The organism is Sphingobium xanthum, assembly GCF_019737615.1.
GTDB lineage: Bacteria > Pseudomonadota > Alphaproteobacteria > Sphingomonadales > Sphingomonadaceae > Sphingobium > Sphingobium xanthum.
The window spans coordinates 568,691-588,877 of sequence record NZ_JAHKKS010000001.1 but is presented as its reverse complement, the minus strand read 5'-3'; the positions used below and the strand labels follow the sequence as shown (position 1 = coordinate 588,877).

The window sequence follows — 20,187 nt, the reverse complement described above, 5'->3', positions numbered from 1 at the left end:
GAAACTCACACTGCTTGTTACCAGCGTCGAGCGGCGATCGCGCTTTCTGACAGATGACGAGTTGGACGAGCAGTTTCGACGCATCATCGACGTCAACAATCAAAGGCTCAATCGAGGATTTTCCTTCGTTAGCAAGCCGAAAAGCGCGTTCTAGTCTCACACTTTCTCAGAGATGCAATCGCCTGTATAGGCCCGGCCATGACCCATACTCCGCCCAAGACCTTCCACGTTCGCTCCTTCGGCTGTCAGATGAATGTCTATGACGGCGAGCGCATGGCCGAGCTGCTGACGACGCAGGGCATGGAAGCCGCACCCGAAGGCATCGATGCCGATCTCGTCGTACTGAACACCTGCCACATCCGCGAAAAGGCGGTCGACCGCGTCTATTCGGAAATCGGCCGGCTGAAGCGCGAGGACGGCACGCGACCGATGGTCGCCGTCGCCGGCTGTGTGGCGCAGGCCGAGGGTGCCGAGATCAGTCGCCGCGCCAAGACCGTCGATATCGTCGTCGGCCCGCAGGCCTATCATCGCTTGCCCGGCCTGATCGACGAGGCCGTCGCGGGCCGCGAAGCCGTGGATACGGACATGCCCGCCGCCTCCAAGTTCGAGGCATTGCCCGGTCGCGCCCGCCGCACCGGCCCATCCGCCTTCCTCACCGTGCAGGAAGGCTGCGACAAATTCTGCACCTATTGCGTCGTGCCCTATACGCGCGGCGCCGAGGTCAGCCGGCCGTGGAGCGCCATCCTCGACGAGGCGCGCGCGCTGGTCGATGCCGGCGCCGTCGAGCTCACCCTCATCGGCCAGAACGTGAATGCCTGGACCGGCGAGGACGAAGCGGGCCGCATGCAGGGCCTCGACGGACTCGCTTATGCGCTCGACAAGCTCCCCGGCCTCGCGCGCATCCGCTACACGACCAGCCACCCCAACGACATGACGCAGGCCCTGATGGAAGCGCACCGCGACCTGCCCAAGCTCATGCCGTTCCTGCACTTGCCCGTGCAATCCGGCAGCGACCGCATCCTCAAGGCCATGAACCGCAGCCACAGCCGCGACTCCTATCTGCGCATCATCGATCGCGTGCGCGCTGCCAGGCCAGACATCGCGCTTTCCGGCGACTTCATCGTCGGCTTCCCAGGCGAGACCGAAGCCGAGTTCGAAGAGACGCTCGGCATCGTCCACGAGACGCGCTACGCCCAGTGCTTCAGCTTCAAATACAGCTCGCGCCCCGGCACGCCCGCGGCCGACATGGACGGCCAGATCGCGCCCGAGGTCATGGACGAACGCCTCAAGCGCCTGCAGGCCGCCATCAACGAGCATCAGCTTGCCTTCAATCAGGCGACGGTCGGCAAGCGCACGACGATCCTGCTGGAACGCAAGGGCCGCCATCCCGGACAGCTCATCGGCAAGACGCCGTGGCTTCAGTCCGTCCATGTCGAGGCAGCGCACGCGCGGATCGGCGACCTTATCGAGGTCGATATCCTTTCGGCAGGGCCGAACAGCCTCGCCGGCGCAGTGACGGCGCAACAGGCCGCATGACGCGAGAAGCCGCCGGATTGCTCCGGCGGCTTCGAATTGCTGCGCCTCAGCGCGGGTTCAGCCGAACTGCACCCTGCGCGCGCGGGTGCGCATGGCTGCACCGGCGAGCGCGAAGCCGCCGACCAGCATTGCCCATGTCGCCGGCTCGGGCACAGCGCCGTTCACAGTCCGGAAGGCCACCTCGCCAATGCTGCACGAAACGTAGCCGCCGCCACCCGGCTGCGGGCACTCGCTCATGTCGAGCCGCACATAACGCACTGCCGTCGCCGAGAGGGCGAAGACATCCGCGAGATAGTCGCCGACCGGCGGATTATTGGTCGGCGTGAAACCCGCGCCGAGCAGGCCGAAGGTCACGCCATCCACCGATCCGAGCACATCGAGCAGACCGATGCCGGAGAATTCCTCGTTCCACAGCGCCAGCCGGTCAATGGTGAAGACGCTGCCGAGATCGTAGGTCACCACCGCCGTGGTAGTGCCGGAGTTGCCGAACCATTCGAAGCCCGAATAGATGATCGTGTGCGACGGACTGCCGGCGATATAGGGATCGAAGTCCGTCACCCCGGACACATAGGTCACGCTGAGACCATTCTGGTTGAAAGTATCGACAATCGAGCCGCCGGGATCGCCGGGACCGCTGACGTCGATCACCGCACCGACGGCGCCGATAATCTTCTGCGCCTGGACCGGAGCGGTCAAGCCTGCGAGCAGCGCAAACGCCGCCATCGAATATCTGAGTTTCATCATCCTTCTCCCACGAAGTGATAACTGGGCATCAAATCTCACGTCCGCCGAAGCGGCAGGATGCTGAGGCGTTTGACGCCTTCTTGCGGAGCCAGAAAATGGGTTGCTTCCGCGCATCGGTCACGGCCCGATACTCGCATTATCTCATGCCGCCTCATGGTTAACAAGCGCGCAGACGGTCTCTCGTCCGGAAACGGGAACTGACCGGCGAGACTCTCCGGGGCCAATAGGCTATGGCTGTTCGCGAGTAGCCGATAGTCTCCGCAAAAGACCGTCTCGCCTCTTTGCGCGATACGCGGGGCGCAGCCCGCTGCATGAAATTTCAAACAAAAGGGTATCGCGCAATTCGTATGAAATTCTCCCGAATTTTCAGCCTGTCCGGGCATGATCTCGCCATCGATCTTGGCACCGTGAACACACTTGTCTATGTCGCCGGGAAAGGCATCGTGCTGAACGAGCCGTCCGTCATCGCGATCGAGACGATCCAGGGCGTCCGCCAGATCAAGGCGGTGGGCGATGAGGCCCGGCTGATGCTCGGCAAGACGCCCGAGGGCGTGCGCGCCTTGCGCCCGCTGCGTGACGGCGTCATCGCCGACATCGACATCGCCGAGCAGATGATCAAGCGCTTCGTGGACAAGGCGCTGGGCGGCTCCAGCCTGCTCCAGCGGCGCAACAATATCGTCGTCGCCGTGCCGTCCGGCTCCACCATGGTCGAGCGCCGCGCCATTCGCGATGCGACCTCCAATGCCGGCGCCTCCCGCGTCCAGCTCATCGACGAGCCGATGGCTGCGGCGATTGGCGCGCACCTGCCGGTGACCGAGCCGATCGGCGCGATGGTCGTCGATATCGGCGGCGGCACGACCGAGGTCGCCGTGCTTTCCCTGCGCGGCATCGCCTATTCCGGCTCCGTGCGCGTCGGGGGCGACAAGATGGACGAGGCGATCGCCTCCTACATCCGCCGCAATCACAATCTCATGATCGGCGAGATCACCGCCGAGCGCGTGAAGATGGAGCTCGGTCGCGCGACGATGCCGGACGGCGCCGGCCTGACCCTCGGCGTCAAGGGACGCGATCTCGTCAATGGCCGCCCGGCCGAGATCGAGATCAACGAGGCGCAGATCGCCGATGCGCTGCGCGAGTCGGTCGGCCAGATCATCGGCGCGGTCATGAACGCGCTGGAAGAAACGCCGCCGGAGCTTTCCGCCGACATCATCGACGAAGGCATCACCCTCACCGGCGGCGGCGCGCTGCTGCGCGGCATCGACGAGGCGATTGCGGAGGCGACGGGCCTGCCGGTCAAGATCGCCGACAATCCGCTGATATGCGTCGCCATGGGTGCCGGCGCGGCGCTGGAGGATGTCACCTACGACGGCGTACTGGCTTCGGCCTGATCGGCCCGAACAATCCGGGTTTGGCTTCGAAGGTTTGGATAGTTCGGGACGACCGGCTATGACGACTTTTTTTGCCGTTCGCACGGCACAGATCCTGCCTGATTACCGACATTCGGGATTAAGGCCCAAGCTGAGCTAATTATACAATCGATCCCGAACTTCACATTTTTTAATGAATAAATTTACCATCCACGTTGTGCCATTCCGGGTTCACTGATAGTCCCATGCCATGGGGCCAGGAACATGAACGCATATCAAATAATTGTGGTCTTCTTCGGGATTTTTGTATTGGCGATAAGCATAGCTGCCGTTGTAGTGATCGCTAGATCAAGGCATTTCAGGCTCAAACCACTTTGGATATTGGGTTCCCTATTTGGCTTTCTAGGCCTAGGTATAAACTGGACTACGCCTGATGATTTGATCCTACTATTCGGTGTTTCGATCCCAGTCATAAACCTGTTTAAAGTGCTTCCGTCAGGCCCAGTAGTCTTGAAAACCTTTTTCCCCCTTATCGCAGTGGTGGCATTGATAAGGCACGTGTATCTCGAGGATGGAGCCACCAGTTAGCGGCAGCTTTTCCTTTCGCTGCCCAATAGCGGACGTTCCGCTCCCCACCCACATCAGCCATTGCTGCATTTGCCCGCCATGTGGGCATTTCACATGCGCGTTCCCGGAAAGGCCTCTTGGCAGCAAGAACGCCGCTCCGCTAACCTCTCCCGCAGGCCGCCACCAGAGCGCGGCCGCTCAGGAGAGAGCCATCATGTCCCTTCGCGCCGGATCGATCTGCGCCGCCGCCCTCATCGCGCTCGCCGCGCCTGCCCAGGCCGAATGGGTCGCAAGCTGGACCGCCGCGCCGCATGCGCCCGTTACGACGCAGGGCATGTTCGCCGCCGCGACCTTCGAGAATGTGACGCTGAGCCAGATCCTGCGCGTCACCGAGGGCGGCACGAGGCTGCGCCTGCGCTTCTCTAACCGCTACGGCCCGCATCCGCTCGAAATCGCCTCGGCGCGCGTCGTGCGCATCGACGACAAGGGACAGGAAATCGCCGGCAGCGCGCGCATGTTGACCTTCGGCGGCGATCCCGTCGCCGTCATCCCGCGCGGCGCGCCGTTCGTCAGCGATGCGGTCGCGCTCGACGTGCCGGACCTCGCACGGCTCAAGGTCGAATTCTATCTCCCCAAGGCAACCGGCCCTTGCACCTGCCACCTCACCGGCCTCGACGAACTCGCCGTCTCCCCGCCGGGCAATCATGTCGGCAAGCCGTTCACCCCGGCGTCGAAAGCCATGTTCCGCGCCTTCCTCAGCGCCGTGGAAGTGGACTCGCCCGATGCGCGCGGCACCATCGTCACCTTCGGCGACTCCATCACGGACGGCGTGGGATCGACACCCGGCGCCAACCGCCGCTGGCCCGATATCCTCGCCGATCGCCTTCAAGCCGCCGGCCATGAATGGGCCGTCGCCAATGCCGGGATCAGTGGCAACCGTATCCTCAGTCCCGGCATGGGCGAGGCCGCCCTCGCCCGCTTCGACGAGGACGTCCTCAGCCTGCCCAACGTCAAATATCTCATCATGTTCGAAGGCGTGAACGACATCGGCAACCGTTTCCGCCGCGCGACGCCCGGTGAGGGCGGACAGCCGCCGTTCGTACTCGATCAGCCCGAAATCACCGTCGAGCAGATGATCGCCGGCTACAAGCAGCTCATCGCCCGCGCCCACGAGAAGGGCATCAAGGTCATCGGCTCGCCCATCGGCCCCTACAAAGGCGCGGCCTATTGGTCGCCCGAGGGCGAGGCGGCGCGTGATCGCATCAACTACTGGATCCTCACCAGCGGCGCGTTCGACGGCATCGTTCGGCTCGACGCGGCCTTCGCCGACCCATCCGACCCCCAGCAGATGCGGGAGGGCTATCATATGGGCGACCATCTCCATGGCAGCGACACGGGCCTCAAGGCCGTCGGGGAGTCGATCGACCTCGGCCTATTCAAATAGGGCTTCCGGCACGAGCAAGCGGCTCTTCCCCCAACGGCGTATCCAGACCGATAAATCAGCAAAAAGCTGAAGCGCGCTGGAGGGAGAGACGATGGCGACGATGGAAGCGGCCGTGCGGCCGGAGCTGCTCGATGCGAGCGATGCCGATATCGACGGGGCCGTGGCCTATACTGAGCCGATGGTGCTGCGCGGGCTCATCTGGCTGCTGACCAACGACCCCGAGATCGCAGCCACGCCGGTCAAGCCCGTCACGCTCGGCTATATGGAGCGCTTCGCCCTGGCCGACGACGACGACGTCGCCCTGATCCGCCGCAAGGCCGCCGATTTCCTCAAGGCCTATCGCGATGCCGGTGCCGGCCCGATCGGCTATGATCCCGCCCGCGTGCGCCAGGCCATGGACCTCACCATGGGCGAACCCGTGCCGGACGAGGATTTCGGCATGGCGAGCGAGGAAATGGCGCTCGATCCCTGGGCCCGCGCCCTGCAATGGCAAGCGACACCCGACCCCAGGGCGCTGGACGCCTTCACCGTCACCGTCATCGGCACCGGCATGGGCGGCCTCAACGCCGCGCTGCAGCTGAAGCGCGCCGGCATCAACTACACGATCTTCGAGAAGAACGACGGCGTCGGCGGCACCTGGTACGAGAACCGCTATCCCGGCGCCCGCGTGGACTCTCCCAGCCGCCTCTATTCGCACATTTACGGCGTCAATTTCCCCTGCCCCTATGCCTTCGCGCCGCAGGAGCAGAACCAGAAATATTTCGACTGGGTCGCCGACGAATTCGACCTGCGCGACGAGATCGTCTTCAACACCGAAGTGAAGACGCTCACCTGGGACGAGGCCGCGTCCGAATGGGAAATCGAAATCGACGGACCGCAGGGCAGGCGCACCCATCGCTCCAATGCCGTCATCACCTCGGTCGGCTTCCTCAACCGGCCCAACATGCCGACCATCGAGGGTATGGAGCGCTTCAAGGGGCCAGCCTGGCACACGGGCCACTGGCCGGTCGGCATGGACCTCACCGGCAAGAAGGTCGCGGTGATCGGCACCGGCTGCACCGGCTATCAGCTCGTCCCCGAGCTGGTGAAGGACGCCGCCCACGTCACCGTCTTCCAGCGTACGCCGCAATGGCTGATGGCGATCCCCGGCTATCTCGGCAAAGTGCCCGAGCAGCTCCTCTGGCTCGACCGCAACCTGCCCTATCACAGCAATTTCCTGCGCCTGCGCAGCAGCTATCGCACCAGCGACGATTTCGTGCGCATGACCGAGATCGATCCGGACTTCGACGATCCCTACAGCGTCAACCCGACCAACAAGCGGCTGCGTGATCAGGCCGTCGAGTTCCTTCAGGAGAAGCTCGGCGACCGCAAGCTGGGCGACAGGACGCTCGTCGAGATCATGACGCCCAAGCACCCCGTCTGGTCCGCCCGCGCCGTGCTGGTCGATAGGGAATATTGCATCCTCGACGCGCTCATGATGGACAAGGTCACGCTCGTGACCGACGGCGTCGCGCGCATCAACGAGGGCGGCATCGAGGACGGCGCCGGCACGCAGCACGATGTCGACATCATCGTCTATGCGACCGGCTTCAAGGCCAACCAGTACCTCTACCCGATGCAGATCACGGGACGCGACGGCCTCACCATCGACCAACTCTGGGCCGAGGGCGGCGCCCGTGCCTATATCGGCTCGATGATGCCCGGCTTCCCCAATCTCTGGTCGATCTACGGGCCGAACACCAATGGCGGCCTGCAAGTCGCCGCCTATCACGAGCTGACGACGGCCTATGCGCTCCAGTGCATCGAGAAGCTGATCCTCGAGGGCAAGGACTCGGTCGAGGTGAAGGAAGCGGCCTATTGGCGCTACAACGAGCTCGTCGACGAGAAGAACGCCCAGCGCGTCTGGAGCGACCGCCGCGCGCATAGCTATTATTGGGAAAGCGGCCGCTCACCCGGCATGAACCCGTTCAGCGGCACCGAGAACTGGAATTTCCTCCGCCGCCCTGATTTCAACGATCTCGACGTGCGGTGAGTTAGTCCCGGCACCACCCCCTTCCCGTCACCCCAGCGAAAGCTGGGGTCTCAGGCGGCAGCAGCGCGCCCGACCGGACGAGACCCCAGCGTTCGCTGGGGTGACGGCGAGAGAGCGGACCTAATTCTGCAAATACACCATCTGCGTCTGCGTATATTCCAGCAGCCCATGCTTCCCGTCCGCGCCGCCGATCCCCGACTTGCGCATCCCCGCATGAAAGCCCTGCATCGCCTCCATATTCTCCCGGTTCACATAGGTCTCGCCGAAATTCAGATCCGCCGTCGCCTTGAGAATATTCGACAGACTCTTGGTATAAATCGATGAAGTCAGGCCGAAATCGCTGTCGTTGGATTTCGCGATCGCCTCGTCCAGATCGTCGACCACATGGATCGGCAGCACCGGCCCGAAAATCTCCTTCTGGATCATGTCGGAGGATTGCGCGCAGCCGGTGAGCACTGTCGGCTCGAAATAATGGCCGCCGCCGACCTCGCGATGCGCGCCGCCGGTCAGCAAGGTCGCGCCTTCCGCCATCGCCGCCTCGACCATCCCGGCCACGCGCTTCGCCGCCTTCTCGTGGATCAGCGGCCCCATATCGACCGCCGCATTGCCGAGCGGATCGCCGAAGCTCAGCTGCTCCATCGCCGCGACGAACCTGTCGGTGAACTCGTCCGCGATGCCGCGCTGGACATAGACGCGCTCGGCGCAATTGCAGACCTGGCCGTTGTTGAGGATGCGCGAGATGCGGATCGCCGGGATGGCGATATCGAGATCGGCATCGTCCATCACGATCGCCGGCGCCTTGCCGCCCAGTTCCAGATTGACCTTGGTGACGTTCGCCGCCGCCTGCTTCATGATCTCGATGCCGGTCGGCACGCTGCCGGTGAAGCTCACCATGTCGATGCCCTTGTGGCTCGAAATTGCCTCGCCGACCGTCTTGCCGGTGCCGTGGACGATGTTGAACACGCCCGGCGGCAGATCGCATTCGTCGAGCAGCCGCGCGAAGAAATCGGCATTGCCCGGCGTCTCCTCGCTCGGCTTGATGACGATGGTGTTGCCGGTCAGCAGCGCCGGCGCCATCTTCCGTGCGATCAGGAAGAACGGGAAATTCCAGGGCAGGATGCCGCCGATCACGCCCATCGGCTTGCGCAGCATCAGGATGGTCTCGCCGCGCCGGTCGCTCGGCACGATCTCGCCTTCGATGCGCAGCGCCCATTCCGCCATATAGTCGATGAAATTGGCGGTCGTGCTCACCTCGGCCCGTGCGAGATCGAGCAGCTTGCCGACTTCCTCGCTCAGGGTCCGCGCCAGCGCCTCGTGATTGTCGCGCAGCTTGGCCGCGATCCGCTTCAGATAGGCCGCGCGCTCGCCATTGGTATGGGCGCCCCAGCCCGCCTGCGCCCGCCGCGCGGCGCCAATCGCCTCATCGACGACTCCGCGCGAGGAATCCGGGATTTCCGCGATCACCGTGCCGCGCGCCGGATTGAGCACCGGAATCGCCGCGGCGCCGCTTGCCGGCACGAAACGACCGTCGATATAATTGGCAAGCATCGAGCACCCTTTCCTTAACATGTTATGGAATCGGACTATAGCGAGGCCCAAGGATAAGTCACGCCCATGGCGAGACTTTCGGCAAAAGCGGTAGCGTCAAAGGACCACATGGTTATGATCGAGCGAGCGGCCGGCAACAGGCCGATCCATGCGATCAGGAGGAGATGATATGGCGACGAACTGGCACCGCAGGGACGTCATGACCATGGCCGGCGCCGCCGCCCTCGTCGGCATCGATGGCCACGCCCTCGCCGCCACCCCGCCCGATCTCGTCATCAAGGGCGGCCGCGTCATCGATCCCTCGCGCAAGATCGATGCGACGCTCGATATCGCGGTCTCGCGCGGCAGGATCATCGCGCTCAGGCCGAGCATCGCCCCCGGCAAGGCGAAAACCCTGGACACGACCGGCAAGATCGTCGTCCCCGGCCTCATCGACATCCACACGCACGCAACGGTCGATCCCACCAGCTCGGCCCTGATGCTCGCGGACGGCGTCACCGGCTGGATCGAGACCGGCTGGCAAGGCGCCGAGACCGTCGAGTCCGGCGTCGCCGCCGTGAAGGCCTCGCCGCAGAAAGCCGCCTTGCTGCTCAACATCGGCCGCAAGGGCGTCATGATCGGCACCGGCGAGACGATGGACCTCAGCCTCGCCGACGTGCCCGCCGCCCGCGCCGCCATCGCCGCGCATCGCGATGTCGTGGTCGGCGTGAAGGCCCGCCTCTCGCGCAATATCACCGGCGATCACGACCTCGAAGTGTTGCGCCGTGCGCAGGAAGCGACGCGCCCTTTCGGCATCCCGCTGATGATCCACATCGGCCAGACCTACACGCCCGCCGGCAAGCTGTTCGAGCTGCTGAAGCCCGGCGACATCGTCACGCACATGTTCGCGCCGCCGCCCAATGCGATCATCGATGCCGACGGCAAGCTGATCCCCGAGGCGCTCTCGGCCCGCCAGCGCGGCATCCTGTTCGACTGGGGTCACGGCACGCGCGGCCATATCACTTGGGATGTCGTCGATCGCTGCGTGCAGCAGGGCTTCCTTCCCGACACGCTCTCGACCGACTGGACGCTCGGCGGCGCGAAGCTGGACATCAACATGCCAACGATCATGTCGGACATGCTGAGCTTCGGCGTCCCGCTCGATCAGGTCGTGGCCATGGCGACGATCAACGCTGCCCGCGCTTTCCCGCTGTTCAAGGGCCGTGGCACGCTGGCGCCCGGCGCGGTTGCGGACATCGCCGTTCTGGAGCTGCGCGACGGTATTTTCGACCTGATCGACAATGCGAACGGCAAGCGCCCGGCGACGCAAAAGCTGTTTGCGACCGCGACGGTCTTGGGCGGGAAGCTGGCCTCGCCGGTCTAGGTCCGTTTAGAATTAGGCTGTCCTACACGGCACGCCCAATGCCATGACGGCGTCATGCAGATGCGTAAAAGCATAGTCCGCCACCTGATCGACCCAATCGATCAATCAGTCGCCTATGCCGTTTTATTTTGTGCCCGACCCCCGAACTTTCCGAACCTTCGCAAGAATATTGCGCCAATTTCCCGATCATGGACAAAGCGCAGCGCCGCCAGACTTAGCGCTTGTCCCCCCGCTCCTCTCTCTGGCATGTAGATCGTCGATGACAGCATATCCCATCGCGCACCGCGCAATGAGTCGCTCAAGGAAGCCAGTTCTTGGCTAAGCGTCACGCCCCGGCCGAAGCCGGCGAGAGAGCCCGGCTGGAGCTCGTTTTCGACAAGCCCTATCTGCTCGGCGCCCTGTTCGGCGAATATGACCAGAATCTGGTGGCGATCGAGAACCGGCTCGGCGTCTATATCGCCGCGCGCGGGCAGAAGCTGCAGATCGAGGGCGAGGCGGAAGCCGCCGCCCGCGCGCGCGACGTGCTGCAGGGTCTCTACAACCGCCTCGCGGTCGGTCAGCAGATCGACACCGGCGCGGTGGAAGCCGTGATCGCCATGTCGGCCGAGCCGACGCTGGACGGCATTATTCGCCACGACGTGTCGGAGCCGCCCAAGGTGATGATCCGCACGCGCAAGAAGACGATCGTGCCGCGCTCGGCCAATCAGGGCCTCTACATGGAGGCGCTCGGCCGCAACGAGCTGATCTTCGCGCTCGGCCCGGCGGGCACCGGCAAGACCTATCTCGCCGTCGCGCAGGCCGTCAGCCAACTGATTACCGGCTCGGTGGATCGTCTGATCCTCTCGCGCCCGGCCGTGGAAGCGGGCGAAAAGCTCGGCTTCCTGCCCGGCGACATGAAGGAGAAGGTCGATCCCTATCTCCGCCCGCTCTACGATGCGCTGCACGATACATTGCCGGCCGAGCAGGTCGAGCGCCGCATTGCCTCGGGCGAGATCGAGATCGCGCCGCTCGCCTTCATGCGTGGCCGCACGCTCGCCAACGCCTTCATCATCCTCGACGAAGCCCAGAACACGACGATCGCCCAGATGAAGATGTTCCTCACCCGCTTCGGCGAAGGCAGCCGCATGGTCATTTGCGGCGACCCCAAGCAGGTCGACTTGCCGCAGCCCGGCGCATCGGGCCTCGCTGATGCTGTCGAGCGCCTGGAAGGGATCGAGGGCATCGCCGTCAGCCGCTTCACCACCGCCGACGTCGTGCGCCACCCGATCGTCGGCCGCATCGTCGCGGCCTATGAAGGCCCCAATGCTTGAGGTGATCACGGATACCGGCGCCCTCTGGACCGACGAGACGAACTGGGATGCACTCGCGCAAAGGGCCGTCCATGCCGCCCTGCTCCAGACCGCCGATGCCGACTTGCTGGACAAGGACATGGCCGTCGAGGTTTCGATCAAGCTCTCCGACGATGCCGAGGTGCGGCAGCTCAATGCCGCCTATCGCGGCAAGGACAAGCCGACCAACGTCCTCTCCTTCCCGATGGTCCAGGCCGATCTGATCGGCGCGCTGGACAATACGGACGACGGAGAAGTGTTGCTGGGCGACATCATCCTTGCCCAGGAAACCTGCGCGCGGGAGGCGCATGAGCGCGGCATTTCGCTGGCGGATCACACCGCGCATCTCATCGTCCACGGCACGCTGCACCTCGTCGGTCACGACCATGAGAACGATGCCGAGGCCGAGGCGATGGAGGCGCTCGAAATACGCGCTCTTGAAACGCTGGGTCTGCCTGATCCATATGGGGACCGGGGCAATGGCCATGCCGGCCCGATTGACGAAACAGGGATTTGACCAGAACGATGTCCGAGACAGCCACGCCATCCCCCTCGAAAGAAGGCGAGAGTAGTAGCGAAGGCGGGCGAATATGGCGGGGCCTGCGGGCCCTGCTGTTCGGCGAACAAGAGACGACGAGCCTTCGCCAGGAGCTTGAGCACGTCATCGAAACCTATGACGAGCAGGAAGCGCCCGCGCCCGCCAAGGGCGATCTAGCGCCGATCGAGCGTCAGATGCTCATGAACATGCTCCACTTCAGCGAGCATACGGTGGACGACGTGGCCGTGCCGCGCGGCGAGATCATCGCCATTTCGCAGGATGCGAGCTTCGCCGAGCTGATGGCGCTGTTCGTCGAGTGCGGGCACAGCCGCATCCCGGTCTTCCAGGAGACGCTCGACCACATCACGGGCATGATACACATCCGCGATGCCTTCGCGATCCTGGCGAAAGACGAGCCGCATCCGGAAAGCCTGGAAGGGCTGATCCGCCAGCCGCTTTACGTGCCCCAGAGCATGGGCGTGCTCGATCTGCTGCACGAGATGCGCGCCAAGCGCACGCATCTCGCCATCGTGCTGGATGAATATTCCGGCACGGACGGCCTGCTGACGATCGAGGATCTGGTCGAGGAAATCGTCGGCGATATCGAGGACGAGCATGACGACGAGCCGGAGGCCATGCTGGTCCCGCTCGAGGATGGCATCTGGGATGCCGACGCCCGCGCCGAGCTCGACGATATCGCCAAGGAGATCGATCCGCGGCTCGCCGAAACGGATTCGGACGTCGACACGATCGGCGGCCTCGCCTTCGTCATCGCCGGCAAGGTGCCGTCGATCGGCGAATGCCTGACCCATGAGGAAAGCGGCTGGCGCATCGAGATCGTGAGCGGCGACAGCCGGCACGTGACCCGTGTGCGCCTCCACCCGCCGGAAGAAGTGGAAGCTGCGCTGGAGGATTAGGCCGCGCGCGCAGGCATCAGTTGGCCCCCGCTGTCGAGATCGAGTTCCCGCAGCATCCGCACCAGCCAGCGTGCGTCGTCCTCCGCCCGGTGGCGGCGCGTGCGCTGTAAGTCGGCCTCGGCAATGGCCTGCCTCAGCCGCTGCGGGTCGATCTCGTGGAAGGCCTGCAGGTCCGCCAGGCAATGCACCGGCAGATGCTCCGCCTCGCCCGCTGCGTCGAACAGCGTGCGCGACCAGTCGTCGTCCAGATAGCTGTCGGCGATCACGTCGCTCGAGCCGACAGCCATGCGCAGCAACCGCACGACGTCCTGCACCGGCAAGCCCTCGCCGTTCAGCTTCTCGGTCGTGAGGCCATGCAGCGCCTGCGCTTCCTGCGTCCAGTCCCAGCCCGCCCAGCTTTCATGCGGCTGGATCAGCCACGAGCGGCTCCAGCCGTGCGAACTTGCAATGCCGACCTCGATCGGAAACGACCTGCCGAATTGCGGCAGGCAGCTTGCCTCAAAGTCTATGGCGATGAAGGACATGCACGCTTCCTCGGGCTGACGAACGGCCTCTCGCCGTCCGAGCCCCCATCCTCTCGTTCCTGCCCGCAGTCCGGCCGTGGTTGGCTTCTGTCCTCTGGTCCTGCGAAGGCGCGCGGAGACTAGCGTGATGAGGTTAAGATTTGACCTAAGGTAGCCAGGCGCCCTGGCGGGCCGTTCAGGCCGTTGCGAGCGAGCGCTCGTCCGTCCGTCCTTCGGTGCATTCGCCGGTCACGACGGAGACCATCGAGCGCGCGAGCGAGGCGACTTCCGTCCCGATGTGATTTTCGGGCACCGAGACCGCAACCGAGAAGCGGCCACAGCCATCGCCAATGCAGGTCGTGAGGCGCAGCGCAGGCTTGGCGGCGGCGAGCGCGGTGTCCTGCGTCGATGCCCAGCTGAGCGAAACAGCGCCGTGATCGCGATCGAGCTTCCACGCACCGTCGAGCATCTCCGCACCCAGGATCGCGAGCGCAACGGGCACGCCGGTCATCAGCGCCCTGCCGAGACGGCTATCGAAAATATCACGCGCCATGGATCGATGCTCCTCCCACATCTTCAGTGCAGGTGACATGGCGAAACCATGCTGACTGCTGGCTGAACAAATGGTTGTCGCGGCGGCGTCAGTTATCAGCGGAACGAGAGGAGCGACCGCGCCAGCCTCAGAGCGGCATCAGCGCACCGACGACCTGGCGTTCCTCCTGCCGCAGCACACCCCAGGCCCGGGCGGCGGCTCGGCTGTCCATGACCTCGACGCCGAGGCCGCGCGCCTCGATCACGCGGACCAAGCTGCGCGGCGGCTGCAAAAGCCGGACGCCCGTGCCCAGCAGCAGGAATTCCGGTATCGGATCGAGATCGAGCAGGGGCGCGATCATTGCCGGCTCCAGTTGCTCGATACCTTCGGGCGCGTCCCATGCGATGACGCCGCCCGGATCGATCAACAGCCCGCGCGCATAAACGCGCTCGCCGACGCGAAAGCCATGCCCGGCAAAGCCCGTGATGATCGGGCCTTGTGGTATCTCCTCACGACGCAGTTCCATGCTGGAGGCCGGCGGCGTGTCAGCCCTCGTTGCGAGGACCGACGCGCTCCGCATTGGCGGCGATGCCTTTCGTCACCTTCTTGTCCGTCAGGTTCGGCTTGAGGCCGAGCGTGATGAGCAGCGAGGACGAGACATAGACCGACGAATAGGTGCCGACCACGATGCCCAGCATCATCGCGGCGGTGAAGCCGCGCAGCACATGGCCACCGAAGATGAGCAATGCGCCCAGCGCCAGCATGATCGTGAACGAGGTCATGATCGTGCGCGGCAGGGTCTCGTTAACCGAGAGGTCGATGAGTTCCTTCATTCCCATCTTGCGGTATTTGCGCATATTCTCGCGGATACGGTCGTCGATCACCATCTTGTCGTTGATCGAATAGCCGATGATCGTGAGCACCGCCGCGACGATGTTGAGATCGAAGACGAGCTGCGTCAGCGCGAAGAAGCCCATCGTCATCAGCACGTCGTGGACGATGGCGACGGCGGTCGAAACGCCGAATTGCCATTCGTACCGGAACCACGAGAAGATCGCGATGCCGATGATCGCCAGCACCACCGCCAGCACGCCGTTCTGGATCAGTTCGCCCGAGACCTTGCCCGACACGGTCGAGTAAGTGCTGAACGTCGCGCCGGGGAATTCCTTCGCCAGCGCGGCCTTCACCTTCTCGACCACGACATTGGTCGCGGCCGGATCGGACGAGTCCGGCAGCGGCAGACGGATCGAGACCGTATTCTGCCCGCCGAGCTGCTGCAGCGTCGCTTCGCCGAGGCCGAGGCCGTTGACCGTCGAACGAACCTGATCGAGCGGCGGCGGCGTGGCGAACTTCTCCTCGATGGAGACGCCGCCGACGAAGTCCACGCCCAGATTGAGGCCGCGTGTATAGGTGACCGTCACGGCCGCCACGGTCAGCAGCGCCGTAATGATGAAGGCGATGTGGCGGACACGCACGAAGCCGATGTTCGTATTGTCCGGCACAACGCGCAGCGGGCCCATCTTGATCTGGGTCGGGCGCTTGCGGCGCAGCCAGGTCGTCGCGAGCAGGCGCGTGAACGTTACGGCGGTGAACACGCTGGTCGCGATGCCGATGAGCAGCACGATCGCGAAGCCCTTGACCGGCCCCGAGCCGAGCACGAGCATGATGCCGCCGGCAATGGCATGCGTCACGTTCGCCTCGAAGATGGTGCGGCTGGCTTCCTTGTAACCGAACTCGATCGCCTGGACGACGCCGCGGCCGCGTCGCAGCTCCTCGCGGATGCGCTCGTATATGAGGACGTTGGCGTCCACCGCGGTGCCGATTGTCAGAACGAAGCCGGCAATACCGGGGAGCGTCAGCGTGGCATTGAGCAGGCCCATGACGCCCAGGATGACCAGCACGTTGATGGTCACGGCGATATTGGCATAGACGCCCCAGCGGCCATAGACGACGAACATGAAGGCCGCGACAAGGACGACCGCGAGGATGGAGGCCGTCACGCCCGCCTTGATCGAGTCTGCGCCAAGCTCGGGGCTGACAGTCGATTCCTGCACCACCTTGAGCGCGACCGGCAACTTGCCGGATCGCAGCGCGATGGCGAGCTGGTTGGCACTCTCGACGGTGAAATTGCCGCTGATCTGCGCGGATCCGCCAAGAATCGGCTCGTTGATGTTCGGCGCCGAGAGCACCTTACCGTCGAGCAGCATGGCGAACGGCTTGTTGACGTTCTGCTGTGTGGTGCGAGCAAATTTGTTGGCGCCCGAGCCATTGAAGCGGATGTTGACGACCGGTGCGTTGCTCTGCTGGTCATAGCCCTGCGTGGCGTCGATCAGTTCGTCGCCCGAGACCATGACCTGCCGCTTGACCGCGATGACCGGCACGCCCGCCGGATTGTCCGGATAGGGCACGATCTCGCTGCCGATCGGCGCGATGTTCCGCGCGAGATCGGCCGGATTGGCAGAGGTATCGACCAACTTGAACTCGAGCTTGGCGGTCTGACCGAGCAGGTTCTTGAGCTCGGTCGGGTTCTGGAGGCCGGGCACCTGCACGACAATGCGGTTGGCGCCTTCGCGAATGACGGTCGGCTCGCGCGTGCCCATCTCGTCGATGCGCTTGCGGATGACTTCGATCGCGACCTGCATCGCCTGCTCGGTGGCATTGGCGAGGCCGGCGTCGGTCGGCGTCACGACGATCGTGTTGCCGTCCCGCACCTCGACATTGAAGTCGCGCTGGCCCGTCATCCCGGCGCCCTGCGTCAGCGGCCGGATGCGCTCGACGGCCGCATCGACCTGGCTCGGGTCGCGGACCATGAAGCGCAACTGGTTGTCTCGCGTCGAGACCTCGCCGATCGCGATGCGCGTCTCGCCACGGCGCAGTTCCGTGCGGACCTGCTCTTCCATGTTGGCGATGCGCTGCTTGGCAACGTCTCCCGTCTCGGCTTCGAGCAGGATGTAGCTGCCGCCGGAGAGGTCGAGGCCCAGATTGACCTTCGCCTGCATGAAGGCAGGCAGCCGGTCCGTGACCTTCTCGGGAAGGAAGCTCGGCACCGCATAGAGGCAGCCGACGAGCAGCGTCAGGCAGATCGCCCAGATTTTCCAGCGCGGGAAGTCCAGCATGGGACGCTCAGTCGTTGGCGGGCTTGGCGGTCAGCGGATCGACGACATCGCTGAGCGTGCCCTTGACCGCCTTGACCTTGACGTTCGGTGCGATCTCGACATCGACATAAGTGTCGTCGACGCGCAGCACCTTGCCCACCAGACCGCCGCCGGTCACCACCTGATCACCCTTCTTGACGGCCGCGATCTTGGCGCGGTGGCGCTTCATCTGCTGTTGCTGCGGGCGGATCAGCAGGAAATAGAAGACCGCGAACAGCAGGATCAGCGGGATGAACTGGACGATCATGCTACCTCCGGACGAAGCGGGGGCAGCAGCGGCGAGAGCGAAATTGGCGAACATTGCAGTCCTTGAGCAGCGCAGTGATGCGGGGTGAGGAACGGTTCGGCTCGTCAGATCGGCAGCCGAGCGCCTTGGTTCAAGGGCGCGCGGCTAGCATATCCCCTGCGCGCAGGCAACCGGCATCGGTGTTCCCGCCGTCCCGAACCGCGCCGAATCGCCTGCCGCGATTCGCGTCGATTCGCACACCGGATGGGCGAAAAAAGAGCGTGACAGCAATGGCGTGCTCACGCCACATAGCACCATGTCGAAGCCCGAAGTGATCAACCGGCTGACCGAGCGGCAGCGAGCTTGTCTGGAGCTCGTGGCGCTCGGTTTCACGTCGAAGCAGATCGCCCGGAAGCTCGGAATCTCGCACTCTACCGTGGATAATCACGTGCTGGCAGCCACGCAGTTGCTGGGCGTCGCGGATCGGCGCGAGGCCGGGCGGCTCGTCGCGACTTATAGGCAAGAATTGCCTAGGCATGCGGCGGAACTTACCGATAACGAAAATTCCGCCATTGTGGACCTGCAGGGGACGTGGACACATCCGAGCTCTGCGGGACTGAAGTTGCTGCCACCGGTGGGAGGCGAAGTGAATGAGCAGACTCTGGGTCACAAGACCGTCCAGATCGTCTCGATCGCGTTTCTCTCGACCGTGGCTGTCATCGCGATGGCCCTGCTGATCTCCGGCGCGTTCAAAGCCTTTAGCTAACCGATCAACGAACTTCGCATGACATAAGGCGCGTTCCCGCGCCGTGGAGGACTTATGCTCAAGATTCAGGAAACCGCCGGCCTCGTCGTCGCCGAAGACACGAAATCGACCATCGCCGCGATCGACCGCGCGATCCTCTCGGAGACTCGTCTCACCAGTTCGATCCTCGAGGTGAGCGAACAGTCCGGCCTGCCCATGACCCAGAGCCAGAAACTGCTCGAAGGGATGGTGCGCGGGTTCGACAAACTCGTGGCCGGCCGCGCCGACATGCTCGCCGTGGTCCGGCATCTCACCGCGATCAAGGGCGGCAGCAATCTCGAGGTCATCGATTATGGTTGCCCGGATGGCCTCGGCGTCGCGCGCGCTCCCGCGCCCGCCATCGCCGAACTTGAGCACGCCCGGTAAAGACGGCAAGGCCCCACCAATGCCGTCGCCAGACAGGATTGCGTCAGGAACGAAAGCTTCGCATCGATCATGATCGCAATCCTGTTCTGGTCCATGAGTCTCTCCGCCTGCATATACGCGCTGTTGCTTGGCGGCTGGGAAGGTCGGTGGACCACGCTCATCATCATTCTCGCCTCGCTCGCGACACTGCTCGCGAACCATCTGATGCGCTCCTACTGGTCCCATCTCTTCTGGGTCGATACCAATCTGGCGGTGCTGGCGATCGATCTGGTGACGTTCCTTGCCATGTATGTGATCGCGGCGAAGAGCATGCGCTGGTGGCCCATCTGGGTCGCCGCCTTCCAGCTCAATAGCGTGGTGGCGCATGTGGCGACGACCGTGGACCCCGCCTTCTCGGCGATCGTCTATCAGGGCTATGAGGGGATGTGGGCGATCCCGGGACAGCTCGTCATGATTTTCGGCATCTATCGAGATCGCCTACGGAAAACCCATTATGACCTCGCGTGACACCAGGCTTGGCGACAAGACGGACCCGCCCATTCCTTTTCTCGATTCCATCCGCGCGCAGATCGCCAGGATTCCGCATGCCGGCCATGAGGACAATCCGCTGGCGTTCAGCCGCGGCGAGATCGACTATTTCTCCGCCGCACGCATCTTCGTGACCTTCAAGGTCAAGCTGGCCGAACATTTTCCGGAGCCCATTCCGTCCGAGACGTTCGACTTCCTGGTCGATCTCATGATTCATGAATGGCTCAGTCGTCGCATGGGCACGGAGCGTCCGGCGGATTTCGGCGTGTCCCGCTCCGCGTCGCTCTCGCCGCGCATCCAGCATGCCAGGACGCTCGGCTTCGTCACCATCGAGCCTGACGCGGAGAATGAGGATCTGCGGACGATCGCCCTCACCCGCAGCGCCCGCGCGCGGCTCAATGTCTTCTTCGATTATATGGCGAGCTATATCACGGTGCTATGAGCCGTGACGCTCGCCGGGTCCGGCGATGCCCTACCCGGCATCGTGCGCATCGCCGGACCTCCCCTTGCAACTTCCGTCCGATACGCCTAGGAGGCGCCCTCCGGTCGGGACGTAGCGCAGCCTGGTAGCGCATCACACTGGGGGTGTGGGGGTCGGAGGTTCGAATCCTCTCGTCCCGACCAACGATTTTAATGACCTGGCCAGCACTTATCCCGCCAGTTCGCGGGACATTCTCCTCGATGGCGC

General features: G+C 64.1%; 19 protein-coding genes and 1 tRNA gene. 13 read left to right on the top strand and 7 right to left on the bottom strand.

The features are described 5' to 3' along the window. Positions 1-186 precede the first annotated feature (186 nt). Positions 187-1,536 carry a tRNA (N6-isopentenyl adenosine(37)-C2)-methylthiotransferase MiaB gene (gene miaB / locus KM135_RS02860; RefSeq protein ID WP_425516991.1) on the top strand — a complete coding sequence of 450 codons (1,350 nt, stop codon included), beginning with the start codon at positions 187-189 and terminating at the stop codon, positions 1,534-1,536. Positions 1,537-1,593: 57 nt separating this feature from the next. Here the strand turns inward: miaB and KM135_RS02855 are convergent, their stop codons facing one another. Next, entirely contained in the window at positions 1,594-2,280 is a 687-nt protein-coding gene (locus tag KM135_RS02855) for a PEPxxWA-CTERM sorting domain-containing protein (RefSeq protein ID WP_246605669.1), read from the bottom strand. 347 nt (positions 2,281-2,627) lie between these two features. Here KM135_RS02855 and KM135_RS02850 point away from each other — a divergent pair, with 347 nt between their 5' ends. The 3 genes from KM135_RS02850 to KM135_RS02840 all read left to right on the top strand — a co-directional run bounded on the left by KM135_RS02850 (position 2,628) and on the right by KM135_RS02840 (position 7,690). After that, complete coding sequence (locus KM135_RS02850; protein WP_246605668.1) at positions 2,628-3,668, top strand: rod shape-determining protein; 1,041 nt, start codon at positions 2,628-2,630, stop codon at positions 3,666-3,668. Between the two features lie 760 nt (positions 3,669-4,428). Next, entirely contained in the window at positions 4,429-5,658 is a 1,230-nt protein-coding gene (locus tag KM135_RS02845; RefSeq protein WP_221712406.1) for an SGNH/GDSL hydrolase family protein, read from the top strand. Positions 5,659-5,749: 91 nt separating this feature from the next. After that, complete coding sequence (locus KM135_RS02840; RefSeq protein WP_246605667.1) at positions 5,750-7,690, top strand: flavin-containing monooxygenase; 1,941 nt, start codon at positions 5,750-5,752, stop codon at positions 7,688-7,690. Positions 7,691-7,810: 120 nt separating this feature from the next. On the opposite strand, the gene aldA is transcribed toward KM135_RS02840, so the two are convergent. Then, positions 7,811-9,238 carry an aldehyde dehydrogenase gene (gene aldA, locus KM135_RS02835; protein WP_221712404.1) on the bottom strand — a complete coding sequence of 476 codons (1,428 nt, stop codon included), beginning with the start codon at positions 9,236-9,238 and terminating at the stop codon, positions 7,811-7,813. A gap of 169 nt (positions 9,239-9,407) precedes the next feature. On the opposite strand from aldA, the gene KM135_RS02830 reads away from it, so the two are divergent. The 4 genes from KM135_RS02830 (at position 9,408) to KM135_RS02815 (ending at position 13,384) form a co-directional block, all read left to right on the top strand. Beyond that, a complete protein-coding gene (locus tag KM135_RS02830; RefSeq protein WP_221712402.1) occupies positions 9,408-10,601 on the top strand; it encodes an amidohydrolase family protein in 1,194 nt (397 codons plus the stop codon). Positions 10,602-10,915: 314 nt separating this feature from the next. Then, positions 10,916-11,911 carry a PhoH family protein gene (locus tag KM135_RS02825; RefSeq protein WP_221712400.1) on the top strand — a complete coding sequence of 332 codons (996 nt, stop codon included), beginning with the start codon at positions 10,916-10,918 and terminating at the stop codon, positions 11,909-11,911. Beyond that, complete coding sequence (gene ybeY / locus KM135_RS02820) at positions 11,904-12,446, top strand: rRNA maturation RNase YbeY (protein ID WP_221712399.1); 543 nt, start codon at positions 11,904-11,906, stop codon at positions 12,444-12,446. Before KM135_RS02825 ends, ybeY begins: the two co-directional genes overlap by 8 nt. Positions 12,447-12,454: 8 nt before the next feature. After that, on the top strand, positions 12,455-13,384 hold the full coding sequence (locus tag KM135_RS02815; RefSeq protein WP_221712397.1) for a hemolysin family protein: 930 nt from the start codon (positions 12,455-12,457) through the stop codon (positions 13,382-13,384). On the opposite strand, the gene KM135_RS02810 is transcribed toward KM135_RS02815, so the two are convergent. The 5 genes from KM135_RS02810 to yajC all read right to left on the bottom strand — a co-directional run bounded on the left by KM135_RS02810 (position 13,381) and on the right by yajC (position 17,875). Then, complete coding sequence (locus KM135_RS02810; RefSeq protein WP_221712396.1) at positions 13,381-13,908, bottom strand: 3'-5' exonuclease; 528 nt, start codon at positions 13,906-13,908, stop codon at positions 13,381-13,383. The genes KM135_RS02815 and KM135_RS02810 overlap by 4 nt on opposite strands. 175 nt (positions 13,909-14,083) lie before the next feature. Beyond that, positions 14,084-14,440 (bottom strand): hypothetical protein, encoded by a 357-nt coding sequence (locus KM135_RS02805; protein ID WP_221712394.1) that lies wholly within the window; start codon positions 14,438-14,440, stop codon positions 14,084-14,086. Between the two features lie 127 nt (positions 14,441-14,567). Further along, positions 14,568-14,945, bottom strand: coding sequence for an Mth938-like domain-containing protein (locus KM135_RS02800; RefSeq protein ID WP_221712393.1), 378 nt, complete (start codon positions 14,943-14,945; stop codon positions 14,568-14,570). 19 nt (positions 14,946-14,964) lie between these two features. Beyond that, positions 14,965-17,535, bottom strand: coding sequence for a protein translocase subunit SecD (secD, locus tag KM135_RS02795; RefSeq protein ID WP_221712390.1), 2,571 nt, complete (start codon positions 17,533-17,535; stop codon positions 14,965-14,967). Positions 17,536-17,542: 7 nt separating this feature from the next. Continuing rightward, positions 17,543-17,875 carry a preprotein translocase subunit YajC gene (gene yajC, locus KM135_RS02790; RefSeq protein ID WP_221712389.1) on the bottom strand — a complete coding sequence of 111 codons (333 nt, stop codon included), beginning with the start codon at positions 17,873-17,875 and terminating at the stop codon, positions 17,543-17,545. A 241-nt stretch (positions 17,876-18,116) separates the two neighbouring features. On the opposite strand from yajC, the gene KM135_RS02785 reads away from it, so the two are divergent. The 5 genes from KM135_RS02785 (at position 18,117) to KM135_RS02765 (ending at position 20,123) form a co-directional block, all read left to right on the top strand. After that, positions 18,117-18,566 carry a helix-turn-helix domain-containing protein gene (locus KM135_RS02785; RefSeq protein ID WP_221712388.1) on the top strand — a complete coding sequence of 150 codons (450 nt, stop codon included), beginning with the start codon at positions 18,117-18,119 and terminating at the stop codon, positions 18,564-18,566. Between the two features lie 54 nt (positions 18,567-18,620). Beyond that, entirely contained in the window at positions 18,621-18,971 is a 351-nt protein-coding gene (locus tag KM135_RS02780; RefSeq protein ID WP_221712387.1) for a hypothetical protein, read from the top strand. Between the two features lie 69 nt (positions 18,972-19,040). After that, positions 19,041-19,478, top strand: a complete 438-nt coding sequence (locus KM135_RS02775; RefSeq protein ID WP_221712386.1) for a hypothetical protein — start codon at positions 19,041-19,043, stop codon at positions 19,476-19,478. Further along, complete coding sequence (locus KM135_RS02770) at positions 19,465-19,941, top strand: hypothetical protein (RefSeq protein WP_221712383.1); 477 nt, start codon at positions 19,465-19,467, stop codon at positions 19,939-19,941. Before KM135_RS02775 ends, KM135_RS02770 begins: the two co-directional genes overlap by 14 nt. Before the next feature lie 105 nt (positions 19,942-20,046). After that, positions 20,047-20,123, top strand: a tRNA-Pro gene (locus tag KM135_RS02765). Positions 20,124-20,187: the final 64 nt, after the last annotated feature.

Coding starts and splice junctions, on each gene's coding strand:
- KM135_RS02845 (WP_221712406.1), top strand. CDS start 4,429: ATGTCCCTTCGCGCCGGATCGATCTGCGCCGCCGCCCTCATCGCGCTC.
- KM135_RS02855 (WP_246605669.1), bottom strand. CDS start 2,280: ATGATGAAACTCAGATATTCGATGGCGGCGTTTGCGCTGCTCGCAGGC.
- KM135_RS02830 (WP_221712402.1), top strand. CDS start 9,408: ATGGCGACGAACTGGCACCGCAGGGACGTCATGACCATGGCCGGCGCC.
- KM135_RS02850 (WP_246605668.1), top strand. CDS start 2,628: ATGAAATTCTCCCGAATTTTCAGCCTGTCCGGGCATGATCTCGCCATC.
- KM135_RS02780 (WP_221712387.1), top strand. CDS start 18,621: ATGCTCAAGATTCAGGAAACCGCCGGCCTCGTCGTCGCCGAAGACACG.
- KM135_RS02800 (WP_221712393.1), bottom strand. CDS start 14,945: ATGGAACTGCGTCGTGAGGAGATACCACAAGGCCCGATCATCACGGGC.
- KM135_RS02805 (WP_221712394.1), bottom strand. CDS start 14,440: ATGGCGCGTGATATTTTCGATAGCCGTCTCGGCAGGGCGCTGATGACC.
- KM135_RS02810 (WP_221712396.1), bottom strand. CDS start 13,908: ATGTCCTTCATCGCCATAGACTTTGAGGCAAGCTGCCTGCCGCAATTC.
- KM135_RS02770 (WP_221712383.1), top strand. CDS start 19,465: ATGACCTCGCGTGACACCAGGCTTGGCGACAAGACGGACCCGCCCATT.
- ybeY (WP_221712399.1), top strand. CDS start 11,904: ATGCTTGAGGTGATCACGGATACCGGCGCCCTCTGGACCGACGAGACG.
- yajC (WP_221712389.1), bottom strand. CDS start 17,875: ATGTTCGCCAATTTCGCTCTCGCCGCTGCTGCCCCCGCTTCGTCCGGA.
- KM135_RS02775 (WP_221712386.1), top strand. CDS start 19,041: ATGATCGCAATCCTGTTCTGGTCCATGAGTCTCTCCGCCTGCATATAC.
- KM135_RS02815 (WP_221712397.1), top strand. CDS start 12,455: ATGTCCGAGACAGCCACGCCATCCCCCTCGAAAGAAGGCGAGAGTAGT.
- aldA (WP_221712404.1), bottom strand. CDS start 9,238: ATGCTTGCCAATTATATCGACGGTCGTTTCGTGCCGGCAAGCGGCGCC.
- secD (WP_221712390.1), bottom strand. CDS start 17,535: ATGCTGGACTTCCCGCGCTGGAAAATCTGGGCGATCTGCCTGACGCTG.
- KM135_RS02785 (WP_221712388.1), top strand. CDS start 18,117: ATGTCGAAGCCCGAAGTGATCAACCGGCTGACCGAGCGGCAGCGAGCT.
- KM135_RS02840 (WP_246605667.1), top strand. CDS start 5,750: ATGGCGACGATGGAAGCGGCCGTGCGGCCGGAGCTGCTCGATGCGAGC.